At 37.3% G+C, this 23,550-nt stretch carries 28 protein-coding genes; 1 reads left to right on the top strand and 27 read right to left on the bottom strand.

The annotated features are described in order from the left end of the window. On the top strand, positions 1 to 515 hold a 515-nt coding region (locus tag HMPREF1208_RS12475; RefSeq protein ID WP_016425448.1), incomplete at its 5' end, for an ISL3 family transposase. A gap of 49 nt (positions 516 to 564) precedes the next feature. On the opposite strand, the gene fabZ is transcribed toward HMPREF1208_RS12475, so the two are convergent. From fabZ to HMPREF1208_RS10910, 27 genes are all read right to left on the bottom strand, one after another. Further along, the gene (gene fabZ / locus HMPREF1208_RS11040) at positions 565 to 1,008 is read right to left on the bottom strand and encodes a 3-hydroxyacyl-ACP dehydratase FabZ (protein ID WP_016426460.1); all 444 of its coding nucleotides are present in this window, start codon (positions 1,006 to 1,008) and stop codon (positions 565 to 567) included. Then, the gene (locus HMPREF1208_RS11035) at positions 1,008 to 1,226 is read right to left on the bottom strand and encodes a hypothetical protein (RefSeq protein ID WP_394372129.1); all 219 of its coding nucleotides are present in this window, start codon (positions 1,224 to 1,226) and stop codon (positions 1,008 to 1,010) included. Before HMPREF1208_RS11035 ends, fabZ begins: the two co-directional genes overlap by 1 nt. Further along, positions 1,198 to 2,463: a UDP-N-acetylglucosamine 1-carboxyvinyltransferase gene (gene murA / locus HMPREF1208_RS11030; RefSeq protein WP_016426458.1), complete on the bottom strand. Its 1,266-nt coding sequence runs from the start codon at positions 2,461 to 2,463 to the stop codon at positions 1,198 to 1,200. Before murA ends, HMPREF1208_RS11035 begins: the two co-directional genes overlap by 29 nt. Before the next feature lie 126 nt (positions 2,464 to 2,589). After that, a complete protein-coding gene (locus HMPREF1208_RS11025) occupies positions 2,590 to 2,820 on the bottom strand; it encodes a DUF1146 family protein (RefSeq protein WP_016426457.1) in 231 nt (76 codons plus the stop codon). A gap of 246 nt (positions 2,821 to 3,066) precedes the next feature. Continuing rightward, the gene (locus HMPREF1208_RS11020; protein ID WP_016426456.1) at positions 3,067 to 3,471 is read right to left on the bottom strand and encodes a F0F1 ATP synthase subunit epsilon; all 405 of its coding nucleotides are present in this window, start codon (positions 3,469 to 3,471) and stop codon (positions 3,067 to 3,069) included. 22 nt (positions 3,472 to 3,493) lie between these two features. After that, the gene (atpD, locus tag HMPREF1208_RS11015) at positions 3,494 to 4,906 is read right to left on the bottom strand and encodes a F0F1 ATP synthase subunit beta (protein WP_016426455.1); all 1,413 of its coding nucleotides are present in this window, start codon (positions 4,904 to 4,906) and stop codon (positions 3,494 to 3,496) included. Positions 4,907 to 4,929: 23 nt separating this feature from the next. Next, positions 4,930 to 5,796, bottom strand: a complete 867-nt coding sequence (gene atpG, locus HMPREF1208_RS11010) for an ATP synthase F1 subunit gamma (protein WP_016426454.1) — start codon at positions 5,794 to 5,796, stop codon at positions 4,930 to 4,932. Between the two features lie 32 nt (positions 5,797 to 5,828). Continuing rightward, positions 5,829 to 7,340 (bottom strand): F0F1 ATP synthase subunit alpha, encoded by a 1,512-nt coding sequence (gene atpA / locus HMPREF1208_RS11005; protein ID WP_016426453.1) that lies wholly within the window; start codon positions 7,338 to 7,340, stop codon positions 5,829 to 5,831. 26 nt (positions 7,341 to 7,366) lie between these two features. After that, entirely contained in the window at positions 7,367 to 7,906 is a 540-nt protein-coding gene (locus HMPREF1208_RS11000; RefSeq protein ID WP_016426452.1) for a F0F1 ATP synthase subunit delta, read from the bottom strand. Further along, positions 7,906 to 8,427 carry a F0F1 ATP synthase subunit B gene (locus tag HMPREF1208_RS10995; RefSeq protein ID WP_126496025.1) on the bottom strand — a complete coding sequence of 174 codons (522 nt, stop codon included), beginning with the start codon at positions 8,425 to 8,427 and terminating at the stop codon, positions 7,906 to 7,908. Before HMPREF1208_RS10995 ends, HMPREF1208_RS11000 begins: the two co-directional genes overlap by 1 nt. 153 nt (positions 8,428 to 8,580) lie before the next feature. Further along, on the bottom strand, positions 8,581 to 8,793 hold the full coding sequence (atpE, locus tag HMPREF1208_RS10990; protein WP_014613343.1) for a F0F1 ATP synthase subunit C: 213 nt from the start codon (positions 8,791 to 8,793) through the stop codon (positions 8,581 to 8,583). A gap of 47 nt (positions 8,794 to 8,840) precedes the next feature. Continuing rightward, on the bottom strand, positions 8,841 to 9,563 hold the full coding sequence (gene atpB / locus HMPREF1208_RS10985) for a F0F1 ATP synthase subunit A (RefSeq protein WP_016426450.1): 723 nt from the start codon (positions 9,561 to 9,563) through the stop codon (positions 8,841 to 8,843). 23 nt (positions 9,564 to 9,586) lie between these two features. After that, on the bottom strand, positions 9,587 to 9,952 hold the full coding sequence (locus tag HMPREF1208_RS10980) for an ATP synthase subunit I (protein ID WP_016426449.1): 366 nt from the start codon (positions 9,950 to 9,952) through the stop codon (positions 9,587 to 9,589). A 163-nt stretch (positions 9,953 to 10,115) separates the two neighbouring features. Next, positions 10,116 to 11,252, bottom strand: a complete 1,137-nt coding sequence (gene wecB / locus HMPREF1208_RS10975; RefSeq protein ID WP_016426448.1) for a non-hydrolyzing UDP-N-acetylglucosamine 2-epimerase — start codon at positions 11,250 to 11,252, stop codon at positions 10,116 to 10,118. A gap of 22 nt (positions 11,253 to 11,274) precedes the next feature. After that, entirely contained in the window at positions 11,275 to 11,904 is a 630-nt protein-coding gene (upp, locus tag HMPREF1208_RS10970; protein ID WP_016426447.1) for a uracil phosphoribosyltransferase, read from the bottom strand. A 33-nt stretch (positions 11,905 to 11,937) separates the two neighbouring features. Further along, positions 11,938 to 13,176, bottom strand: a complete 1,239-nt coding sequence (gene glyA, locus HMPREF1208_RS10965; RefSeq protein WP_016426446.1) for a serine hydroxymethyltransferase — start codon at positions 13,174 to 13,176, stop codon at positions 11,938 to 11,940. 20 nt (positions 13,177 to 13,196) lie between these two features. Beyond that, complete coding sequence (locus HMPREF1208_RS10960) at positions 13,197 to 13,724, bottom strand: TIGR01440 family protein (protein WP_016426445.1); 528 nt, start codon at positions 13,722 to 13,724, stop codon at positions 13,197 to 13,199. A gap of 119 nt (positions 13,725 to 13,843) precedes the next feature. Beyond that, positions 13,844 to 14,269, bottom strand: a complete 426-nt coding sequence (locus tag HMPREF1208_RS10955; protein WP_016426444.1) for a low molecular weight protein arginine phosphatase — start codon at positions 14,267 to 14,269, stop codon at positions 13,844 to 13,846. Continuing rightward, the gene (locus HMPREF1208_RS10950; protein WP_016426443.1) at positions 14,266 to 15,318 is read right to left on the bottom strand and encodes an L-threonylcarbamoyladenylate synthase; all 1,053 of its coding nucleotides are present in this window, start codon (positions 15,316 to 15,318) and stop codon (positions 14,266 to 14,268) included. Before HMPREF1208_RS10950 ends, HMPREF1208_RS10955 begins: the two co-directional genes overlap by 4 nt. Before the next feature lie 122 nt (positions 15,319 to 15,440). After that, positions 15,441 to 16,283: a peptide chain release factor N(5)-glutamine methyltransferase gene (gene prmC / locus HMPREF1208_RS10945; protein ID WP_016426442.1), complete on the bottom strand. Its 843-nt coding sequence runs from the start codon at positions 16,281 to 16,283 to the stop codon at positions 15,441 to 15,443. Then, the gene (gene prfA / locus HMPREF1208_RS10940) at positions 16,273 to 17,349 is read right to left on the bottom strand and encodes a peptide chain release factor 1 (protein WP_016426441.1); all 1,077 of its coding nucleotides are present in this window, start codon (positions 17,347 to 17,349) and stop codon (positions 16,273 to 16,275) included. The genes prmC and prfA overlap by 11 nt, the downstream gene beginning before the upstream one ends. Beyond that, entirely contained in the window at positions 17,349 to 17,951 is a 603-nt protein-coding gene (locus HMPREF1208_RS10935) for a thymidine kinase (RefSeq protein WP_016426440.1), read from the bottom strand. The genes prfA and HMPREF1208_RS10935 overlap by 1 nt, the downstream gene beginning before the upstream one ends. A 326-nt stretch (positions 17,952 to 18,277) precedes the next feature. Then, complete coding sequence (locus HMPREF1208_RS10930) at positions 18,278 to 18,532, bottom strand: type B 50S ribosomal protein L31 (RefSeq protein ID WP_016426439.1); 255 nt, start codon at positions 18,530 to 18,532, stop codon at positions 18,278 to 18,280. Between the two features lie 121 nt (positions 18,533 to 18,653). Then, positions 18,654 to 19,967 carry a transcription termination factor Rho gene (rho, locus tag HMPREF1208_RS10925; RefSeq protein ID WP_016426438.1) on the bottom strand — a complete coding sequence of 438 codons (1,314 nt, stop codon included), beginning with the start codon at positions 19,965 to 19,967 and terminating at the stop codon, positions 18,654 to 18,656. A gap of 221 nt (positions 19,968 to 20,188) precedes the next feature. Further along, positions 20,189 to 21,622 (bottom strand): aldehyde dehydrogenase family protein, encoded by a 1,434-nt coding sequence (locus HMPREF1208_RS10920; RefSeq protein WP_016426437.1) that lies wholly within the window; start codon positions 21,620 to 21,622, stop codon positions 20,189 to 20,191. A gap of 142 nt (positions 21,623 to 21,764) precedes the next feature. Next, complete coding sequence (locus tag HMPREF1208_RS10915) at positions 21,765 to 22,094, bottom strand: winged helix-turn-helix transcriptional regulator (protein WP_016426436.1); 330 nt, start codon at positions 22,092 to 22,094, stop codon at positions 21,765 to 21,767. 47 nt (positions 22,095 to 22,141) lie between these two features. Beyond that, positions 22,142 to 23,407 carry a UDP-N-acetylglucosamine 1-carboxyvinyltransferase gene (locus tag HMPREF1208_RS10910; RefSeq protein ID WP_016426435.1) on the bottom strand — a complete coding sequence of 422 codons (1,266 nt, stop codon included), beginning with the start codon at positions 23,405 to 23,407 and terminating at the stop codon, positions 22,142 to 22,144. Positions 23,408 to 23,550 lie beyond the last annotated feature (143 nt).

Raw genomic sequence — 23,550 nt, 5'->3', positions numbered from 1 at the left:
GGGCAAAAGATAGACCTCAATATAATAAATTAAAGCGTTATTGGAAGTTACTATTAAAAGCGCCCTTAGATTTAGATCGAATGATATATCAGTCATACGGACTTTTTAAGTCTTGGCAGAGTCAATACAGTTTAGTTCAGTATTTATTGGAGCTTGATGAGAGGCTCAAAGAGACATATGAAACGGGGCATCGTCTTTTAAGTGCTCTGAAAGTAAACGATATCCAGCAATTACGCTTCATCTTACAGGATTCAAAAACAAAAGATATTTCACAAGGACTCAAGCGCGTCATTCAAACATTCATCAAATATTTGCCCTATATCTCAAATACGATGCGTTATCCACATTTAACGAATGGGCCAATTGAGGGCATTAATAATAAAATAAAACTGATTAAACGGGTTTCTTATGGTTATAGAAATTTCTGGAATTTTAGGAATCGAATCTTAATCATTTCCAAGGTATTTGTAAGTGAATATAAAAAACGCATTAAACAACAAAATAACGTTGCTTAATGCGTTATCGTCTCGCCAACCGACGTTGACAAAGAACCTTAATTTTTAATTAGGCATTAGGATCTTGCAATGCGAAAGTTAATTCACAACTACATGCAATTTGACCATCAACTGTTGCTTTAGCAGTCCCTTTTCCTATCGGCCCTTTAATTTTTGTGATTTCTACTTCTAAACGTAGTGTATCTCCTGGAACCACTTGCTTTTTAAAACGACATTTATCTATACCAGCAAATAAGGCTAACTTCCCTTTATTCTCCTCACTATTCAGCATAGCGACAGCACCTGTTTGTGCTAAAGCTTCTGTAATCAAGACGCCTGGCATAACTGCATATTCTGGAAAATGGCCTTGGAAAAACGGCTCATTACCTGAAACTTGTTTAATACCCACGCAACGTTGACCCGGCTCATATTCAACAACTTTATCTATCAACAAAAAAGGTTGACGGTGCGGTATAATATTTTTTATTTCATTATAATCAAAGATGGTTTCCATTAATCTTCTCCTCCAATTGTTTCAAATATATGATGCCAAAAACTCAAATCAAACATTTTAATGACGTTGTCATGGTTAATAATAAAGCCTGTCATGATTCCGACAAAAAACAAAATTACTGCGACGATTACAAAAAGAATCAATTTTGCACTGAGTGAATGCGTCAGGACTTGTAACCAGTTATTTCGCTTAGTCATTAACTCTTTCAATTTGAGCACCTAATGATTTAAGCTTTCCATGAAAATTCACATAACCACGATCAAGGTGTTTCAGTTCAGTTACTGTTGTTTCTCCATCTGCCACAAGGCCAGCTAAAATTAAAGCTGCTGCTGCACGTAAATCGGTTGCTTTGACTTGCGCACCTTGCAACTCACTTTTGCCTTCTATTTTTGCGCTACGGCCTTCAACTGATATTTTAGCATTCATACGTTTGAATTCACCTACATGCATAAATCGGTTTTCAAACACCGTTTCCGTGATGACTTTATGGCCTTCAGCTGTTAAAAGCAGTGCCATCATTTGTGACTGCATATCTGTCGGGAAACCTGGGTGAGGAAGCGTTTTAACATCTACTGGCTGTAGTTGTTCCGGAGCAGTTACACGTATACCATCCTCTTGATATTCGAGGTTTACACCCATTTCTTCCAATTTATAGACTAAACTTGTCATGTGCTCTTTAATTGCACCTTTAACCAATACGTCGCCTCTCGTAATGGCAGCAGCAATCATCAGTGTTCCTGCTTCGATACGGTCAGGAATAATTACGTGTTGGACCCCTTTCAATGATTCAACACCCTTAATAATGATGGTATCTGTGCCTGCACCTTTAACGTCGCCACCCATTTCATTAATGTAATTTGCGAGGTCGACAATTTCAGGTTCTCTTGCAACATTTTCAATGACGGTACGTCCTTTTGCCAAGGTTGCTGCCATAATCACATTTTGTGTTGCGCCTACACTTGGAAAATCAAAATGGATCTCATTTCCAACTAAACCTTGAGGTGCTTCAGCATAGATATAACCTGCTTCTTGATATATTTTGGCACCTAATGCTTCAAGACCTTTTAAGTGCTGCTCTATCGGACGGGAACCGATTGCACACCCTCCAGGTAATGCTACTTTTGCACGTCCTAATCTAGCTAATAAAGGTCCCATAACAAGGATGCTAGCTCTCATTTTACTCACATATTCATAAGGGGCTTCTTCATTTAAATCTTTAGAAGCATCGACTGTTACCGATTGCTTTTTTTCATGATATTTCACTTTAGCATTTAAAACGCTAAGCACGTTGTTAATTGTTTCGACATCACTTAAAGCAGGTACGTTAAGTAATTCACTTTTCCCTTTACTTGCTAATAATGAAGCTGTAATAATCGGTAGGACTGCATTTTTTGCCCCCTCTACCGTTACTTCACCTTTAAGCGTTTGACCGCCTTTAACAATAATTCTATCCATCTTCATTAATCCTCCACTAGTTTACAACTCTGTTCTATTTTTTTAATTGGTCACTACTTGAGCAAATACACCGGTTATTAGCTATTTAACTTATTTATTTTATTTTAAACATCATGAGTTGAATTTTTAAAATAAATATCTGATTTGCGTAGAAAAATGTAGTAAATCAATAATAAAATTACTCACGCTTGTGCCTAATAAAATTGCTGCAAAAATCATAATGACTTGTACTTGCATAGGAAATCCTTTTTTAAAAAACTGATCTAGCCTAATTGCATTTAAGCCCCAATAAGCAATACAAATACAGAACACGTGCGTTATAATATGTGCGATAGCAAATTGACCCATATAATCCATATTGTTATTTTGCTCCTTCACAATTTCATTCTCTTCATTAATTCTACATGATTTATAGTACAATTCATACTATTAGCGCCTTTTATAAACACAATTTTTCTATAATAGCATTGAAATGAAATATAATGGGCAATAATAGTTTTAGAGACTTATGATTGCTAGATTGCAGCATTGATACCATTATAAAAAGCTCGATGTGTGGATAGATACACATCGAGCTTTTGATTGTTAGCTCGTCAAAGCCAACTACTTGTATTTAGCAACTTCGATACGGTTATCAGCACGTTGCAATGCACGTTCTGCACGTTTTAAATCCGTATCTGATTGATCTCCTTCAAGATAAAAAGTTGCACGTTGTTTTGCTGATTTTGCACGCTCTAAGTCAATATCTTCTGCTGATTCAGCAGCTTGTGCTAAAATATTTACTTTTTCATGTCTAATCTCAGCAAACCCTTCTGTTACAGCGATATAATCTGCTTTGCCATCTTTAGTCACTTTGATATGACCGATTCTTAATGGTGTAACCGTCGGAATGTGACCGTACATCACACCCATCTCGCCTGCTGTTGTTTGTAAGACAACGATTTCTACGTTCTCTTCTTTATAAACAGAACCATTAGGAGTGACGATATCTAAGGTTAATGTATTCATTATCCAAGCCTCCTAATTTGTATTAAACTTCTACACCCATATCTTTTGTTTTCGCAATCACGTCATCAATGCCACCCACTAAGCGGAATGCATCTTCAGGGATATGGTCATACTTACCATCTAAAATTGCTTTGAAGTCTTGTACAGTTTGTTTAACAGGGACGTAAGATCCTTTTTGACCTGTAAATTGTTCAGCAACATGGAAGTTTTGTGATAAGAAGAATTGGATACGACGCGCACGTTCAACAGTTTTCTTATCTTCATCTGACAATTCATCCATACCTAAAATAGCAATGATATCTTGTAATTCACGGTATTTTTGTAAAGTAGATTGAACTTGTCGTGCAACATCATAGTGTTCTTGTCCAACTACAGTAGGTTCAAGTGCACGTGACGTTGAAGCTAATGGGTCCACAGCTGGGTAGATACCCATTTCACTAAGTTTACGTTCCAAGTTTGTTGTTGCATCTAAGTGCGCGAAAGCTGTTGCTGGCGCTGGGTCAGTATAGTCATCGGCTGGTACGAATACCGCTTGAATTGATGTAACAGACCCTTTGTTTGTAGATGTAATACGCTCTTGTAATTGACCCATTTCAGTCGCTAACGTTGGTTGGTAACCTACTGCTGAAGGCATACGGCCTAATAATGCTGATACTTCTGAACCTGCTTGTGTGAAACGGAAAATATTGTCGATAAACAATAATACGTCTTGTCCTTGTTCATCACGGAAATATTCAGCCATAGTTAAACCGGATAACGCAACACGCATACGTGCACCAGGTGGCTCGTTCATTTGTCCGAATACCATCGCTGTTTTAGCAATAACACCACTATCTTTCATTTCATAGTATAAGTCATTACCTTCACGTGTACGTTCACCTACACCAGCGAATACTGAAATACCACCGTGCTCTTGCGCGATATTGTTAATTAATTCTTGAATTAATACAGTTTTACCTACACCGGCACCACCAAATAATCCAATCTTACCACCTTTAATGTAAGGTGCTAATAAGTCTACAACTTTAATTCCAGTTTCTAAAATTTCTACTTCTGTAGAAAGTTCATCAAATTGAGGTGCTGAACGGTGAATCGGATCACGACGTACTGAAGCGTCAATTTCATTTTCTAAGTCAATATGTTCACCTAAAACATTGAAGACACGTCCAAGTGTAGCATCTCCTACTGGTACACTAATTGGTGCGCCAGTATCTTTTACTTCCGAACCACGTTGAACACCATCTGTAGAGTCCATTGCGATTGTACGTACAACATCGTCACCTAAATGAAGTGCGACCTCTAAAGTTAAACTCTCAGTTTCACCATCTCTTGCCACTTCAATGATAAGTGCGTTGTTAATATTTGGAATTTCATTATGTTCAAAACGCACGTCAATAACTGGCCCCATGACCTGAGTTACACGGCCTAATCCCATGTTTCTTCCTCCTTATAATCAAATTATTCTAACGCTGCTGAACCACCAACAATTTCAGTGATTTGTTGTGTAATGGCTGCTTGTCGCGCACGGTTAAATTGTAATGATAAATCATCAATCATTTCTCCTGCATTATCAGAAGCATTCTTCATCGCATTCATACGAGATGCATGTTCACTCGCTTTAGCATCAAGAATCGTACCATAAATTAAGCTCTCAATATATTGTGGTAATAAGACTTTTAATATTGCTTCTTTATCTGGTTCGAATTCATATGACGATAACGCGCCGTGCCCTAAGCTTGAATCCTCAGGAGATAATGGTAATAATTTTTTACTTCTTGGTTTATTTTCAATGACACTCATGTAATGGCTATAGTAGACATGTAATTCATCAATACGTTCTTCTGAGTATAAGTCAACAGCGCGTTTAGCTATAGCTTGAATGGCTTTAAATGAAGGCTGATCTGGAATATCAGTTAATGTATTTTCAATCTCGTATCCTCTATTTTTTAAAAATGAAGCACCGATTTGTCCTAGCACAATAATACTGTATTCGTCAGAACTTTGATGTCGTTTTTCGATATCACGAATCATATGTTTTAAAACGTTGGCACTGTATGCACCTGCAAGGCCTCGGTCACTTGTAATCACCATATAACCGACACGTTTCACTTCGCGTTCAACAAGCATAGGATGGGTGTTATTCGTATTCGCACCCGCAATCGCTGTAATCGCATCTTCCATTTTTTCCATATATGGTCGAAATGTCTTTGCGTTTTTTTCAGCCTTACGCAATTTCGAACTTGAAACCATGTTCATCGCGTTTGTAATTTGCTTCGTCTTTTTCGTTGATTTTATACGAGAATCAATTTCTTTTAATGAAGCCACTATCTCACCACCTTATCTATTTTAATGATCGATTATTCTTCTGAAACTTTGAATCCTTTTTTGAATTCCGTAATTGCTGCTTCAAATTTATCATCTGCAGGCAATCCGCCAGTTTCACGAATTTCAGTGAAGATATCGTTGGCATTTGATTTTGTCCATTCAATAATTTCACTTTCAAAGCGTGTAATATCAACCACTGGAATATCGTCTAAATAGCCACGTGTTAATGCGTAAATGATTAACACTTGATGTTCAACTGGTAATGGCTTGTTTTGATCTTGTTTAAGTACTTCAACTGTACGTTTACCACGCTCTAATTTGCGGGCTGTTGCTTCATCAAGGTCAGAACCAAACTGAGCGAATGATTCTAATTCACGATAAGAGGCTAAGTCTAAACGTAATGTACCCGCAACTTTTTTCATTGCTTTAATTTGTGCAGAACCCCCTACACGTGATACTGAAAGACCTGCGTTAATCGCTGGTCGAATACCTGAGAAGAACAAGTCTGATTGTAAGAAGATTTGACCATCTGTAATCGAGATAACGTTTGTTGGGACATAAGCAGAAATGTCACCTGCTTGTGTTTCAACGAATGGTAAGGCAGTGATTGAACCGCCACCTAAATCATCATTTAACTTCGCCGCACGTTCTAATAAACGACTGTGTAAGTAGAACACATCACCTGGATAAGCTTCACGACCTGGTGGACGACGTAATAATAATGATAACTCACGGTATGCAGCTGCTTGTTTTGTTAAATCATCATAAACGATTAAGACATGTTTACCGTTAAACATGAATTCTTCAGCCATAGATACACCTGCATATGGTGCGATGTATAACATTGGAGCTGGTTGAGCTGCAGAAGCAGAAACAACAATTGTGTAATCTAATGCTCCAGCTTGACGTAATTTTTCAACGGCTGCACGTACTGTTGATTCTTTTTGACCAATCGCAACATAGACACAAATCATGTCTTGATCTTTTTGGTTCAAAATCGTATCAATGGCAACTGTAGTTTTACCCGTTTGACGGTCACCAATAATCAATTCACGTTGACCACGACCAATTGGAACAAGCGCGTCAATTGCTTTGATACCTGTTTGTAAAGGTTCGTCAACAGATTTACGTGCCATAACACCTGTTGCTTTTTTCTCGATAGGGCGTGTTTTCGTCGAATTAATTGGACCTTGTCCATCAATAGGTTGTCCTAATGAGTTTACGACACGACCGATCAATTCTTCACCTACTGGAACCTCCATAATACGTCCAGTACGTTTTACTTCGTCGCCTTCTTTAATTTCATCATAAGGACCTAAAATTACGACACCCACGTTTGTTTCTTCTAAGTTTTGTGCCAGTCCAAGTACGCCGTTATGGAATTCTAATAATTCACCAGCCATAACGTCGTTTAATCCGTGAACTAATGCAATACCGTCACCAATTTGAATAACTGTACCTACATCTGTTACAGACATTTCTGACTCATAGTTTTCAATTTGTGAGCGAAGTAATGCACTAATTTCTTCAGCTTTTATGGCCATCTATGTCACTCCTCCATTTAATCTAATTAATGTGCTCTGTTAAACTTTTTAATAAGTTGATTTAAATCATTTTGTACACTGCCATCGTAGACCTTAGTCCCAATTTTAACGCGCACGCCACCAATGAGGGATTCATTGATATCAGCATGAATGATTAAATCTTTAAGTCCTGTACGATTTAACAATGCATTTTTAACTTGCATCAATTCATCATCTGTTAAAGATGTTGCTGATTCTACGTATGCATCTGCTAAACCATGGAAGTTATAATACTGCGCTTCAAATGCTTTAAATATTGCAATAAGCAAATGTAAATTCCGGTGTGATCCGATAATTTTTAATGTATTCAATAAGTATGGATGTACACCTTTAAACACGTTCTCTACGATTTGATATCGATCTGCAATTGTAATTTTTGGCTCATGGTCGATACCTTTTAAATAATCAATTTGACTTTGAATCGCCGTATTGATTTCCGTAAATTCGTCGTAAACTTCTGTTAACGCATTTTGATCGATCGCAACATCAAAAAGTGCTTGGGCATATTTTTGAGCAACGTCAGCCATTACTTATCCCCTACCTCTTTAACATACTTCTCTATTAAAGCTTTTTGATCTTGTTCAGAGATTTCTTTACGCAATACTTTTGATGCAATCAGTACTGAAAGTTCAGAAACTTGATTGTTAATTTCTGCCAATGCACGTTCTTTTTCACTCTTAATTTCACTTTGGGCTGTTTCAATCATACCGTTAGCACGTTGGTTCGCCTCGTGAATAATCTCTTCTTGCTGACGTTGAGCTTGAACTTTAGCATCTTCAAGAATTTTATGCACTTCGTCTTGTGTTTCTTTTAATTTTTGTCTATTTTCTTCTTCTAAACGTTGAGCATTCATTTTTGCACGTTCTGCATCATCAATATCTTGATTAATCGAACGCTCACGATCGTCCATGACTTTTTTAAGTGGTCCCCAAGCAAACTTTTTCAATAGCGCAAGCAAGATAATAAACGTTAACACTGTAACGATAATATCACCAATATTTACGCCAGTTGCAGCTGCAAAGGTAAATAAATTAGCAGTCACTATGATGTACACTCCTTTCAACCATTTCATCTATTAAACAATAAAAACGAACGGCGAAAGTCTAATCAATACTAGACCTCGCCTATGACACATGTTACGCATGTATTGTAGGGCAACACACATGTCTTGAGAATGTCGTGCGTCTAATTTGCGCTGTTATTAAATGAATAAAACGATGAATGTAATAACAACCCCGATGATAGGAAGTGCCTCAACTAAACCAATACCAATGAACATGATTGACATTAATTGTGTACGTGCTTCTGGTTGACGTGCTACACCTTCGACTGTTCTAGAAACGATTAAACCGTTACCGATACCTGCACCTAATGCTGATAAACCAATTGCGATTGCTGCTGCGATTAAATTCATTATATAAATCCTCCTAAAAGTGTTTTTAAATTTAAATTGATTTTATTTTAATGGTCGTCAAGCACTTTGTGTGACATATAAACCATTGCTAACATTAAAAAGATATAGGCTTGGATTGAGCCTACAAAGATTGAGAAACCTTGCCAAACAATTAAACCAGGAATACCTATTAAGAAGCCAAAAGCAACGCCTGTTGTCGCTTTTGCAAGCAAACCTAATAATATTTCACCCGCATATATGTTACCGTATAAACGAAGACCGAGTGTTAGTGTTGATGCAAACTCTTCGAACACATTGATTGGCAACAATGCAAGGTATGGTTGACCATAACCTTTTAGATAGTTTTTTGTACCACGCATTTTAACACCATAGTAATGCGTTAACAGAACCATCATCGTTGCGAGTGTTAAAGTGACATGCGGATCTGCTGTAGGTGACTTCCACCATAAATAATGGTTATTTATAAATTGCAATGGAAGCCCTAGCATGTTCGCCACAAAAATAAAGAGTATTAAAGTGACTGCTAAGAAGTGAAATTGTCCACCTTTCGACCAAGCCATATTACTTTCGATAATTCCTCGAACAAAATCAAAAACCCATTCAATGAAGTTTTGCGCACCTTTAGGTCTCTTCTGGAGATTGCGTGTACATAAGACTGCAATAATAAACACTATGACTGCTGTGATAATCAACATCATAATTGTAGATAAGTTGAAATTAATGTCCACTCCAAGAAAATTCCATGTCACCACGGGTTGTTTATGATCCATTCTTGATTTCACCTCTTTTCAAATTATAATTCGTCTTTTTCGTTCTTAATAAAAGGACGAAAAACCATTAACACATATGAAACCATCAACCCTATCAAGACGCCAAGAATATGTATTTGTGCTTGAAAGAATACCCATCCAATACATGCTAAAATTGCGATTAAAAATCGCCAACCACTTCCAGTTGAAATGTGACCAACATTGGTTTTCTTTGATCGCTTTAAATAGTATTCAAAAATACATGTATTCGCAATGGATGCAATTATTCCTACGATGAGCCCAAGTACAATTGGTGGTTGGATCTTGAAAACATATAGGATTAAAAGCCCTACTAAAATCGTAGAGTAATATGTTAAAAACGGCTGAAACATTTTAGAAAAACGATTCATATTGAGCCTCATTTCTGCCTAAAGACACAATTTTGAAAACCGTTCCACACATACAACTTTCATGATAATATAGGGGGAAAAGCGTGTCAATTGCACAGTGAAAAGGCTTTGATTTTGTACTCTAAATTGTCACAATTTTGACACATTTGACCCCCATATTTGATTACTTCACTTTAAAGCCTTCTGGTTTTTCTTCGATTAAGCCATACATATATTTAATGTTCTCACAAATACGTTTTGAGGCTTGACCGTCACCATATGGATTTTGAGCGATACTCATTTCTTGATAAAGTGATTCATCTGTTAATAATGCTTTTGTTGCTTCATACACATCATTTTCTTCGGTACCTACAAGTTTAAGTGTCCCCGCTTCAACCCCTTCAGGTCGTTCAGTCGTGTCTCTTAAAACGAGTACAGGTTTTCCTAATGACGGCGCTTCCTCTTGAACACCGCCGGAATCCGTTAAAATAAAATGTGCTTGATGCGCGAAATTATGAAAATCTACCACTTCAAGCGGCTCAATTAATTCAATACGTTCGTGATCATTTAAATGACGATACGCGATTTCACGAACTCTTGGATTTTTATGCATTGGATAGACGATAACTGCATCTTCTACTTCTTCCACGATTCGTCTAACTGCCTTAAAGATATTTTCCATAGGTGCCCCTATGTTTTCTCGACGATGTGCTGTTAGCAGTATGATGCGTTTACCTTGGTGCCGTTGAATGATTTCAGATTGATATTGATCGTCAACTGTTGTATGCATAGCATCGATTGCCGTATTCCCAGTAACAACAACTGTATTGGGATCTTTCTTTTCATTCAAAAGATTTTGCGCTGCTTGTTCAGTAGGTGCAAAATGAATATCTGCCATGACACCTGTCATTTGACGATTCATCTCTTCAGGAAACGGAGAGTACTTATTCCAAGTTCGTAATCCCGCTTCAACATGGCCAATACTGATTTCGTTATAAAAAGCAGCGAGACTGCCCGCAAACGTTGTTGTTGTATCTCCATGAACCAAAATCATATCCGGTTTGGCTTGCTTAATGACACTTTCTAAACCTGTAAGTACGCGTGACGTCACTTCTGATAACGTTTGTCCTTGCTTCATGACATTTAAATCGTAATCCGGTTCGATGCCAAAAGTATCCAACACAGAGTCTAACATTTCACGATGTTGGGCTGTGACAACGACTATCGGTTCGAGTTGTTCATCTTTTTTAAGCTGCAAAACAAGAGGTGCCATTTTGATGGCTTCTGGCCTAGTACCAAAAATCGTCATAATCCTTTTCATTACAAAAGCTCCTTATTATGAATTATTTTGTACCGAATAGGCGGTCTCCTGCATCACCGAGACCTGGAATGATATATGCATTTTCATCTAATTTTTCATCGAGTGCGGCAATAAAGATATCCACATCTTCATGTGCTGCTTGGAGTTTTTCAACGCCTTCAGGGGCAGCAATAAGACACATGAAACGAATGTGCTTTGCACCACGCTTTTTCAATGAATTAATCGCTTCGATTGCTGAAGCACCTGTTGCAAGCATTGGGTCAACAACGATAATTTCACGCTCTTCAATATCTTGTGGCAATTTTACAAAGTATTCGACAGCTTTGAGTGTTTCAGGATCTCTATAAAGCCCCACGTGCCCAATTCGAGCAGCTGGAACCAAATTTAAAATACCTGTCGTCATGCCTAAACCTGCGCGCAAAATAGGAACAAATGCAAGTTTTTTTCCTGATAAACGCTTCGCAACTGCAGTAGTTACAGGCGTTTCGATTTCAACTTCTTGAAGTTCCAAATCTCGTGTCACCTCATATGCCATCAGCATACCTACTTCATCAACTAATTCTCGAAATGCTTTGGTACCTGTATTCACATCGCGGATATAGCTCAGTTTATGTTGAATTAAAGGGTGATCAAAAACATGTACTTTACCCATTTTATTGCCTCCGTTTGTTATAAATTAATCTGTTTATTGATATAAAGGGAATTGCTCTGTCAAAGTTTTTACGCGTTTTTTTGCTTCTTCTAAAACTTTTTGATCTTCGTGATTTTTAAGTACATCACTTATAATATGTCCAACTTCTTCAAATGCTTTTTCATCAAAACCACGTGTTGTTGCTGCAGGTGTACCTAAGCGGATACCGCTAGTAACAAATGGTTTTTCTTGATCAAACGGAATTGTGTTTTTATTACAAGTAATACCGATTTCATCAAGTGCTTCTTCTGCAACTTTACCTGTGATACCAACTGAACCTTTAACGTCTACAGAGATTAAATGGTTGTCAGTGCCACCAGATACAATTCTAAAGCCGTTATCTTGTAATGTTTTTGCAAGTGTTTGTGCATTTTTAATGACTTGTTGTTGGTACGTTTTAAATTCTGGTTGTAACGCTTCACCAAATGCGACAGCTTTACCAGCAATAACGTGCTCTAACGGTCCACCTTGGATACCAGGGAAAATTGTTTTATCAATATCTTTTTTATATTCTTCTTTACATAAAATCATACCACCACGAGGGCCGCGTAATGTTTTATGTGTTGTTGTCGTTACGAAATCTGCATATTCAACAGGGTTTTGGTGTAAGCCAGCAGCTACAAGTCCTGCGATATGCGCCATATCGACCATTAGTTTGGCACCGACTTCATCCGCAATTTCTTTAAACTTTTTGAAATCAATTGCACGTGAATATGCTGAAGCACCTGCTAGAATCAGCTTAGGTTGATGTTCTTTTGCCAATTTGCGCACTTCTTCATAATCGATATGCTCTTCATCTTTAGTGACACCGTACTCTACGAAATTGTAAAATTTACCACTAAAGTTAACAGGTGCGCCATGTGTTAAATGTCCACCATGACTTAAATTCATACCTAGCACTGTATCTCCGTGCTCTAGTGCTACAAGATAGACTGCCATGTTCGCTTGTGAACCTGAATGCGGTTGTACGTTAACATGTTCAGCATTGAAAAGCGCTTTCGCTCTATCAATAGCAAGTTGTTCAGTTTGGTCAACAAAAACACAGCCACCATAATAACGACGTCCAGGATACCCCTCAGCATATTTGTTCGTCATGACTGAACCTTGAGCTTCCATTACTGCTTCAGATACGAAGTTTTCTGATGCAATTAATTCAATGTTACTGTTTTGACGATCAAACTCTTTTTGAATAATCTCAAATACAGACTTATCTTGTTTTGCAATAAATGACATAGACAATTCCCTCTTTTCTTTTATAGTTGATATTTAGCACGTTCGCCTCCGATTTTTTTAGGTCTTGTTTTAGCCACGGTCACGATAGCTTCACCAATTTGCTTCACTGATGTACGAACAGGGACTGCTACGTGTTTAAGATGCATTCCGATTAAAGTTTGACCAATATCAATGCCTGAATCTGCTTTAATATATTCAACGACAATCGGTTCATCCATATGACGATAAGCATATGTGGACAATGAGCCTCCTGCATGCGTGTCCGGTACGACAGAAACTTCAGTCATCAGGTAAGGATCAAAGTCCTTTTTTTCAATTGTGATTGCACGATTAATGTGTTCACAACCCTGAAATGCAAAAGCGACACCTGTTTCTTGTTGAACTTTAACAAGCGATTTAAAAATGGTCTCAGCAACTTCTAAAGAACCTGTCGTCCCAATCCGATCACCTTGAACCTCTGATGTTGAACAACCGATGACACAAACTTCACCTTTTTTAAAAAACGATTGGGCCTGAAGTTCTTCTAATAATTGATTTAATGCCTTCATATTGTAACCCCCTTAAAGTATACGTATGAGCGAAAAAACAATAATTAAAGAACTGTAAAAACATGCTATACGCCCCTTATTATAACTTATTTTTTCTTCAACTTATACTGATTACTTAATTATTCTGCCATTAATTTATCTTTTAACTTTTGTATGAGATCCCAAAGTTGATCAAAGGTTTTTTCATAAGTTTCATAGCCTGAACTAAAAGGATCATTAACGACTTGATTTTCGCCTACATATTCACTCAATGTCGCCACGTTAACCTGATTCCCGTACATTGAGCGAATCATGCTTTCATGTTCTGATGTCATCGTTAATATTAAATCTGCTTTTGTATCTTCATCCGTAAAGCGCTCCGCTTCACCATGAACATCAAAACCATGACGTTCTATGAGTTGTTGACTATGCTGAGCAATCGGCGCACCTTGTTGCGCCATTAATCCTCTAGAAACAACTTCTACTTCTGGCATTAGCTTTTTAGCAATTCCTTCTGCCATTGGACTTCTGCACGTATTACCTGTACAAACAAAAACAATTTTCATAGTGTTTCATCCTTTATCACTTGTTGATTTGCTGCTTTTAACATACGATTTCTTAAAGCTTCCGTTTCAAAATTATCTTCATAACCAAAAATATAAGCCAGTTCAATGGATGGCATTTGATCCAATTGATGTAAAATACTATAAAGATGGTGGTTCGCACCTTTTATATCATTTTCATCTTCACTGATAACTAAAACTTTTGCTTCTTTTGGTAAAAAAGGAATTTTATTTTTAGGTACTATAAAAGCAATTTTTGACCAATCTTCGTGCGCTTCTTTTCTAATCGGTGCATTAATTTGCTGGATAATCTTTAGCGGTGTATTCGGCGCGTAATGCTTGTATTTCATCCCCGGCGCAATTGGTTTCTCTGTTGCTGCTATTTGATGTTCATCAATCGCTAAAGGCATGACTTCATTCAACATGCTTCTCGTAATCGTTCCAGGACGCGCAATACGAAATGGGAAGGAAGTACAATCCAGTACTGTACTTTCTAATCCCGCGTCACTCTGAGTGGATTGAATGATACCATCAACCCGGTGATTCAAGTCTTCATATGCATGTTCAAACGTTGTCGGTGACGGACGACCACTAAGATTTGCGCTTGGCGCAGCGATAGGTAAGTCAACGGCTTCCAACAGCGCCCTTGCTACTGGATGACTTGGCATGCGAACAGCTACAGAATCCAATCCGCCCGTCACACGTTCACATAAATAACCTTTTTTCAAAGGCAAAATAAAAGTAATGGGACCTGGCCAAAATGCTTCCATTAACCTTTTTGTAGCATCAGATATGGACGATACAAAATCATCAAGTTGATCCGTATCATAGATATGCACGATTAATGGATTATCAGATGGGCGCCCCTTTGCTTCATATATTTTACGAACAGCTTCATCGTCTCTCGCGTTTCCGCCTAAACCGTATACCGTTTCAGTTGGTAAAACGACAAGCCCTCCTCGTCGATAAGTCTCAATAATTGCATCTAACTCGGGATATGTGTTTAAACACGTTGTATAGTTACGGACATCCCATATTTTGGTTTCCTTCATTGAAAGCCACCTCTCCTTTCCTCATATTTTACTACAAAATAAAAAAGGTGTAAGACTGAAATCCATACCTCGATGACGGATCTCTATGCCTCACCCCTTTTATTTAGATGAAATATAAAATTTTAAATCTTGTGCCAGTTAAATGTGAAGATACGTGGTTGACCGTTAATGTCGTTAATCACTTGCGTTTTAATATGAGGAAACCACGATTGCATCAGTTGGGTTAAAAATTCCCCTTGTTGATATCCGATTTCAAACACAACAGGTGCACCGTCACACATAACAGAAGGTAAATCGCGGATCAGTGCTTTATAAACTTGATAGCCTTGTTCCTCAGCAAAAAGTGCTAAATGAGGTTCAAATTCTAGTACATCTTTTCCCATCACATTCACTTCATCTTTACTAATATAAGGCGGATTTGAAATTAAACCTTCCAATTGAATACCTCGTTCAATGTACGGTTTAAGTGCATCGCCTTCCATAAAATGAATCTCACAGTTATGCTTTTTTGCATTCTTTTGAGCAACAGATAAGGCAGGCTTTGAAATATCGCTACCATAGACAATTAATTCATTCATTTCTGCTTTTAAAGTCACTGCAATAATACCACTACCTACACCCACATCAGCAACGGTCATGTTCGGTTTAATTTGATTCAAAAAGTAATGCACTACTTCTTCTGTTTCAGGTCTTGGAATTAATACATTAGGATTGACTTTAAAAATACGTCCATAAAAATGCGCTTGTTCCACCACATATTGAACAGGCATTCCTTTTAACAATAATGACAAACCTTGCTCAAGTTGCTTCAATCTATCTTGCGATAAAACGTCTTTTTCATTCAAAATCATCTGAGTCCGAGACCATTGACATAAGTCCATCACAAGCCATTCGACAGCATTTTCTTCATAGCCTTGTGCCGCCATTTTCTGTTTAGCGTCTTTTATCCACTGATTATAGTTCACCAGAATTAAGCTCTTTCAACTTTTCTGTTTGTTCATGCATTGTTAATGCATCGACGACTTCGTCTAATTTTCCTTCCATGATTTGATCTAACTTTTGTAACGTTAAACCAATTCGATGGTCCGTCACACGACTTTGAGGATAATTATATGTTCGAATACGCTCAGAACGGTCCCCTGTCCCAACAGCTGACTTTCTTTGTGCTGCGTATTTCTGTTGTTCCTCTTGAACTTTCATATCATAAAGACGCGCTTTTAAAACTTTCATCGCTTTTTCACGGTTTTGAATTTGTGATTTTTCAGAAGATGTCGCAATTACACCTGTTGGCAAGTGTGTAATACGTACAGCTGAGTCAGTAGTATTGACGTGTTGCCCACCTGCACCACTTGAACGATACGTATCGATTTTCAAATCTTCATTGCGAATTTCTATTTCTACATCTTCTACTTCTGGTAGTACAGCAACAGTTGCTGTTGATGTATGAATTCGTCCGCCTGATTCTGTTTCAGGAACACGTTGAACACGGTGTGCACCATTTTCATATTTCAATTTACTGTAGGCACCATCACCAGAAACGGAGAAACTAATCTCTTTGTATCCACCGTGATCACTTTCAGTTGCTTCCACAATCTCTGTTTTAAAATTGTGAGCTTCAGCAAATTTAGAGTACATCCGGAATAAGTCACCTGCAAAGATGGCAGCTTCATCGCCACCAGCCGCCGCACGTACTTCGACAATAACATCTTTCTCGTCATTAGGATCTTTCGGAATTAATAAAAATTTGAGTTTTTCTTCAAGTTCTGGGACTTCTGCTTTTAAGTCTGCAGCTTCTTCTTTTAACATTGCCACTTCATCACTATCATCTGTTTCTGAAAGCATTAATTCAATTTCTTGAATATCTTCTTTCACTTGTTTGTAATGACGATAAACTTCTACAGTTTTATGTAGTTCTGATTGTTCCTTTGAATATTTGCGCAATAAATCTGAATCACTAACCACTTCTGGGTCACTTAGCAATTCGTTCAATTGCTCATAACGTTCTTCAATGATATCTAATTGATCAAACATTATTCTTGTCCCTCCTCAGTATCTTCACTCGGTAATACAACATGATGCGCACGACAACGCGGTTCGTAACGTTCGTCTGCGCCAACCAAAATAATCGGATCATCCACTTTTGCAGGCTTACCATCAATTAATCGCTGTGTCCGACTTGATGAAGCACCACATACAGCACATACTGCTTGTAATTTTGTAATATGTTCACTTACAGCAAGCATTTCAGGAACAGGATGAAAAGGCTCACCTCTAAAATCCATATCAAGTCCTGCTGTAATTACTCTATAACCTTTTTCTGCAAGTGTTTCTGCAATCTCTACAATTTCTTGATCAAAAAATTGAATTTCATCAATACCGATGATGTCTACATCTTTTAAATTATATTGCCATATTTCATTTGCTTTAGAAATATTAATCGCTTCTATTTCATTACCATTGTGTGATACCACTTTTTCTTTATGATAGCGGTCGTCAATGGCCGGTTTAAAAACGATAACCTTTTGCTTGGCGTAAACACCTCTGCGTAATCGTCTTATCAGTTCTTCCGACTTACCACTGAACATACTTCCGGTAATACATTCTATCCAACCTGAATGGTACGCTTCATACATCGTTCTTTCCACCTTTTCCAAAACAAAATCACTTCATTATATCATAAAATGAAATATTCGTTTGCTTAAATTGTAATCGATTCTGCACTTAAATTTTAGCGACTGAACACGTTAAATCACAAGTGCTGCTGCTATGTATTCTATATTTAAAACCTAAAAATAGAATAGGAGACCCTTTCATACCCTAAGACTCGAACTTTAAAATTTTTATGTATCATTGCTACAATCGTTCGCACATGTTTATCATGATGTATCAAAATGGCGACACAAAGAGACCTTAACGAATAAAAAAGCATTCTCGTCTAAGAGAATGCTTGAATATTGCATTAGTTGTTTGATTTGAGACCAAATTTTTTGTTGAAACGTTCCACACGACCGTCTGCAGCAGCAAACTTTTGGCGTCCTGTGTAGAAAGGATGTGAATCAGAAGAAATATCTAAACGAATAACTGGGTATTCATTTCCATCTTCCCATTTCATTGTTTCATTTGAAAATTTAGTAGAACCGCTTAAAAACTTGTAATCAGTTGTTGTATCTAAAAAGATGACTTTACGGTATTCTGGATGAATGCCTTGTTTCATAATTTTCAGCTCCTTTGCCCTGAACCATCTGGAACAGAGTTATTTGTGAGTTTTTACCCAATACTTAAACATTATAAATGGCGTATCACGAAAATGCAACCCTACTTTTTAATTATTCGACTTAAATAATAGGCTTACCTGTTTTTGTACTTTCGGCTGCGCTTTTTTGTAGGACTTCAAAAAATTCTTCGTTCGTTTTCGTCCGCTTCAATTTTCGAATAAAGCGCTCTGTAAAGTCAGGTGCACTTGAGAACATATTTCTCAATTGCCATAAGCTATCTAATTCGCTTTTAGGAAGTAGTAATTCTTCTTTTCGCGTAGAGCTTCTTGAAATATCAATCGCAGGAAAAATACGGCGCTCAGATAGTTTTCTGTCTAAATGTAATTCCATATTACCTGTTCCTTTGAACTCTTCGTAAATCATGTCATCCATACGTGAGCCTGTATCAATCAATGCAGTCGCTAAAATTGTTAAGCTACCCCCAGCTTCAATATTTCTCGCTGCACCAAAAAACGTTTTTGGACCATGTAAGGAAGCAGGATCTAAACCACCAGATAAAGTTCTGCCACTCGGAGGCACAACAAGGTTATAAGCACGCGCTAATCTTGTAATAGAATCCATTAATATAATAACGTCTTCTCCAATTTCTACGAGACGTTTAGCACGTTCTAATAAAAGTTCTGCTACTTTGACGTGATGTTTTGGGTGTTCATCAAAAGTAGAATGAACAACTTCTGCTTCATCAACAGAGCGTTCTATATCTGTCACTTCTTCAGGACGTTCCCCTATAAGTAAAATAAATAATTTAGCGTTGGGTTTATTAGTAACAATCGCGTTTGCGATTTCTTTGAGTAAAGAGGTTTTCCCGGCTTTCGGTGGCGCAACAATCAAGCCGCGTTGCCCTAAACCAATAGGTGTGATTAAATCCATCACGCGTGTTGAATAATTTTGAGGTTCAGTTTCTAATCGAATTCGTTCATCTGGGTATAAAGGTGTAAGTGCTTGGAAGTGAGGACGTTTTTTGACTTCTTCTGCATTGTGGTCATTAACGAAGTCTACTTGAAGTAATCCATAATATTTTTCATTTTCTTTCGGCTTTCGAACTTTTCCTGTTACTTTATCGCCTAACTTGATTTCGAAGCGCCTAATTTGACTAGCAGATATATAGATATCCTTTTCGCCTTTCGAAAAGTTGACTGTTCTTAAGAATCCATAGCCATCCTGCTGTATATCGTCAAGGATTCCCTCCATATAATAATTGCCATCTTGCTCCATTTGGACTTCCATTATAGCAAGTACAAGTTCTTTTTTGTTTAATTTACTATAGTTAACAAGTTTAAGAGATTTCGCCTTTTCTGTGAGGGCTTTCGTTGTATTATTCTTATATAATTCATGAAAAGATTCATATTGTGGAGATGTTCTTTCCCTTGACATGTTAAACACTCATTTCATATTAAATTCTTTAACCGCATGTGTATGCGATCAAGAAATACTATATCAAATATTAATCATTATGACAAAATATCAACAAAAACCTAATACAAAATTTCAATTTTCGACTATTCAAAAGGGTTTCACTGATTATCTTAATAAGAAAAAGTAGTTTGTCACTGATCTGTTTTCCACAGATCAGTGACAAACTACATTTAGGTGGCTTATTCGCCTTTATAATAACCTGCAATTGCTTTAACTTCTAAAAATTCTTCAATACCATAGTCTCCCCATTCACGGCCTAAACCTGATTGTTTATAGCCACCAAATGGTAGGTTTGGTTTACGTCCAGATTCATTAATTTCAACAGTACCCGCTTCAATAGAACGTGCAACTTGTTGTAATTTTTCTTTATCTTTACCGAAAACATAGCCTGCAAGACCATATTTTGTGTCATTTGCAATTTTAATCGCATCGTCTAAATCTTTATAAGTGATGACAGACATAACTGGACCAAAAATTTCTTCTTGGGCAATTGTCATTTTGTTATCAACATTTGCAAATAGAGTTGGTTTTGCAAAATAACCTTGATCTAATCCTTCAGGTTTGCCAGTGCCACCATATAATAGTTCGGCACCTTCATCGATCCCTTTTTGAATATAGTCTTGAACTTGATTGTATTGCTTTTCACTTACAATTGGACCCACTTCAGTGTCAGCATTTTGTGGATCACCGACTTTAACTTTTGCAATTTCTTCTTTAACTTGTGCTAAAAATTGATCTTTAATGCTTTCAGGTATAATTGTACGTGTACCTGCAGTACATACTTGCCCTGTATTGTTAACTACTTTTTTCACAGCAGCTTGTGCAGCTTCTTTAATATCTGCATCATCTAAAATAATATAAGGTGATTTACCTCCAAGCTCAAGTGAAACTTTTTTAAAGTCTTTACTTGCTTGTTCCATAATTTTAGAACCTGTACCACCAGACCCTGTAAATGACATCATACGTACATCAGGGTGCTGACTCAACGGTGTTCCTACCCCTTCTCCGTCACCGTTAACAAGGTTGAATACACCTTTAGGTACGCCAGCTTTATCAAAAATTTCCGCTAAAATAATAGCAGCGAATGGTGTTAATTCAGAAGGTTTTAACACCACTGGGCTACCTGCAGCAAAAGCAGCAGCAAGTTTAAGTGATGTTTGGTTTGTTGGGAAGTTCCAAGGTGTGACTAATCCTGCAACACCAATGGCTTCTTTAACAACTAAATCATCGCCACGGCGTTCTTCAAATTGGAAATCGTTTAATGCGTCATGTGCAGCCTGGAAGTGGTTTAATCCCGCTTCGTAGTGCACTTTATCAGATTTTGATACTGGTGAACCCAATTCTAAAGTAATGGCTTCAATAATATCTTCTTTTCTATTTTTATATTCTTCCACGATACGCGCTAATAATTCTTGACGTTCTTTTACTGAAGTATGACGGAATGATAAATATACATCATGTGCAGCTTGGACAGCGCGATCAACATCTTCTTTGTCACCTTTCGCAATACGTCCAAATACTTCTTCAGTTGCCGGGTTAATCACATCTATCGTTTCACCACTGTGACTTTCAACCCATTCACCGTTTATATATTGTTTCGTTTGATCTCTCATGAACAAACACTCCTTATCATTATCATATCTGTTGTATTTCCACGAATTACAATATTTAAACATACTTAAAAAACACAAAAGAACAAGACATTATAGAATTGCTTCCATTTTTGTCTCATTCTTTTATATCATTTAAGTTGTTTTATTGTGCACTTTCATTCAGTTCTATATAGTCATGTGCCCACGTTTCAAGGGGCTCTAACGCTTGAGCCAGTGCTGCACCTTTTTCAGTTAAATGGTAACAAACTGATGGTGGTGTTTCTGAAATCACATCTTTATATATAAGTTGTGCCTGACACAACTCAGCCATTTTCAAAGATAATGCCCTATTCGTAATCGGGCTTAAATCTCGCTTCATTTCGGAAAAGTGTGCTTTTTGCTCATCGCAGGTAGATAGGTAATGTAAAATTAATCCATTCCAACTACGCCCCAATATTTTAAACGTCTCTTCTAAATATGGACATACTTCCATAGCTATCACCTCGAATCTTTGAATTTGTGATAACATTTCACGCTCAGTTAAGCTTCTATTTGCTCAGTCCAAATATCGGCACCTAAATTTTTAAGTGTTTTGACAATATCTGTATATCCGCGGTAAATGTGAGTAACATTATAAATCGTTGTTACATCATTTGCAAATAAACCGGCCACAATAAGACATGCACCTGCACGTAAGTCACTTGCATAGACTTCTGCACCTGTTAATTGCGAAGGTTTTACCGTTGCTGTACCTTGATCAGCTGTTATCAATCCATTCATTTTTTGTAGTTCTTTTACATGTCTAAAACGTTCTGGGTATATCGTTTCCGTTACAAAACTTGGTCCGTTTGCTAAAAACAGAAGCGGTGTAATTGGTTGTTGTAAATCAGTGGCAAACCCTGGGTATACCAGCGTTTTAATGTCGACACTTTGGTAAGGTTGAGACGATTTTACAATTACATAATCATCTCCTGTTTCTATTTTAACACCTAATCCTTTTAACTTAACAGTTAAAGGCTCCATATGTTTTGGAATGATATTATCAATCATGACCTCTTCGCCACAAGCAGCGGCAATACACATATACGTGCCAGCTTCGATTCGATCAGGGATGATAGAATGTCGACTTCCATGCAAATGTGGAACACCTAAAATTTTAATGGTACTTGTGCCAGCACCTGAAATTTTAGCACCTAAACTGTTTAAGAAATTAGCCACATCAACAACTTCTGGTTCTTTGGCTGCATTTTCAATGATTGTTTGCCCTTCAGCACGTGTTGCAGCGAGCATGATATTAATCGTTGCGCCTACACTGACAATATCTAGATATATATTGGCACCTACAAGACGATCTGCTTCGATTTTCATAGACGTCAGACTCGACTCATCAATTGTCGCACCCAATGCTTTAAAACCTTTAATATGTTGATCGATAGGTCTAGGCCCTAATGGACAGCCACCCGGTAAGCCAATGACACACTTTTTAAAGCGTCCTAACAATGCGCCCATCATATAGTAGGATGCGCGTAATGATTCCACTTTGTTATTTGGCAAAGGTGCATTTTGAATTTGAGTAGAATCGACTGACAACGTTGTACCATTAAGTTCTGTTTTAATATTCAAATCTTCCAATAAACTCACTAAAGTTTCTACGTCAGAGATTTTTGGCAAACCTTCTAGCGTTACAGGTGCTTCCGCCATAATTGTTGCGGGAATAATCGCTACTGCGCTATTTTTTGCACCATTAATTTCTACACGCCCCTTTAAAGTTTGACCGCCTCTTATTTTAATTACCTCTTGTGCCATGTCATTGAACTCCTTTTCCCTTACTCTATTTATCGATAAAAATTGCATCAAAAGCATTATAATGTAAATTTTTTCAATTTGCAAAATGAAGTATCAATTTTTTACCTTTTTCGAACGTTGAAAATATAATTGATAAAATACGA

It is taken from the genome of Staphylococcus sp. HGB0015 (assembly GCF_000411275.1).
In the GTDB taxonomy this organism is placed as follows: Bacteria; Bacillota; Bacilli; order Staphylococcales; family Staphylococcaceae; genus Staphylococcus; species Staphylococcus schleiferi.
This window is presented reverse-complemented; position numbering and strand designations above follow the sequence as displayed.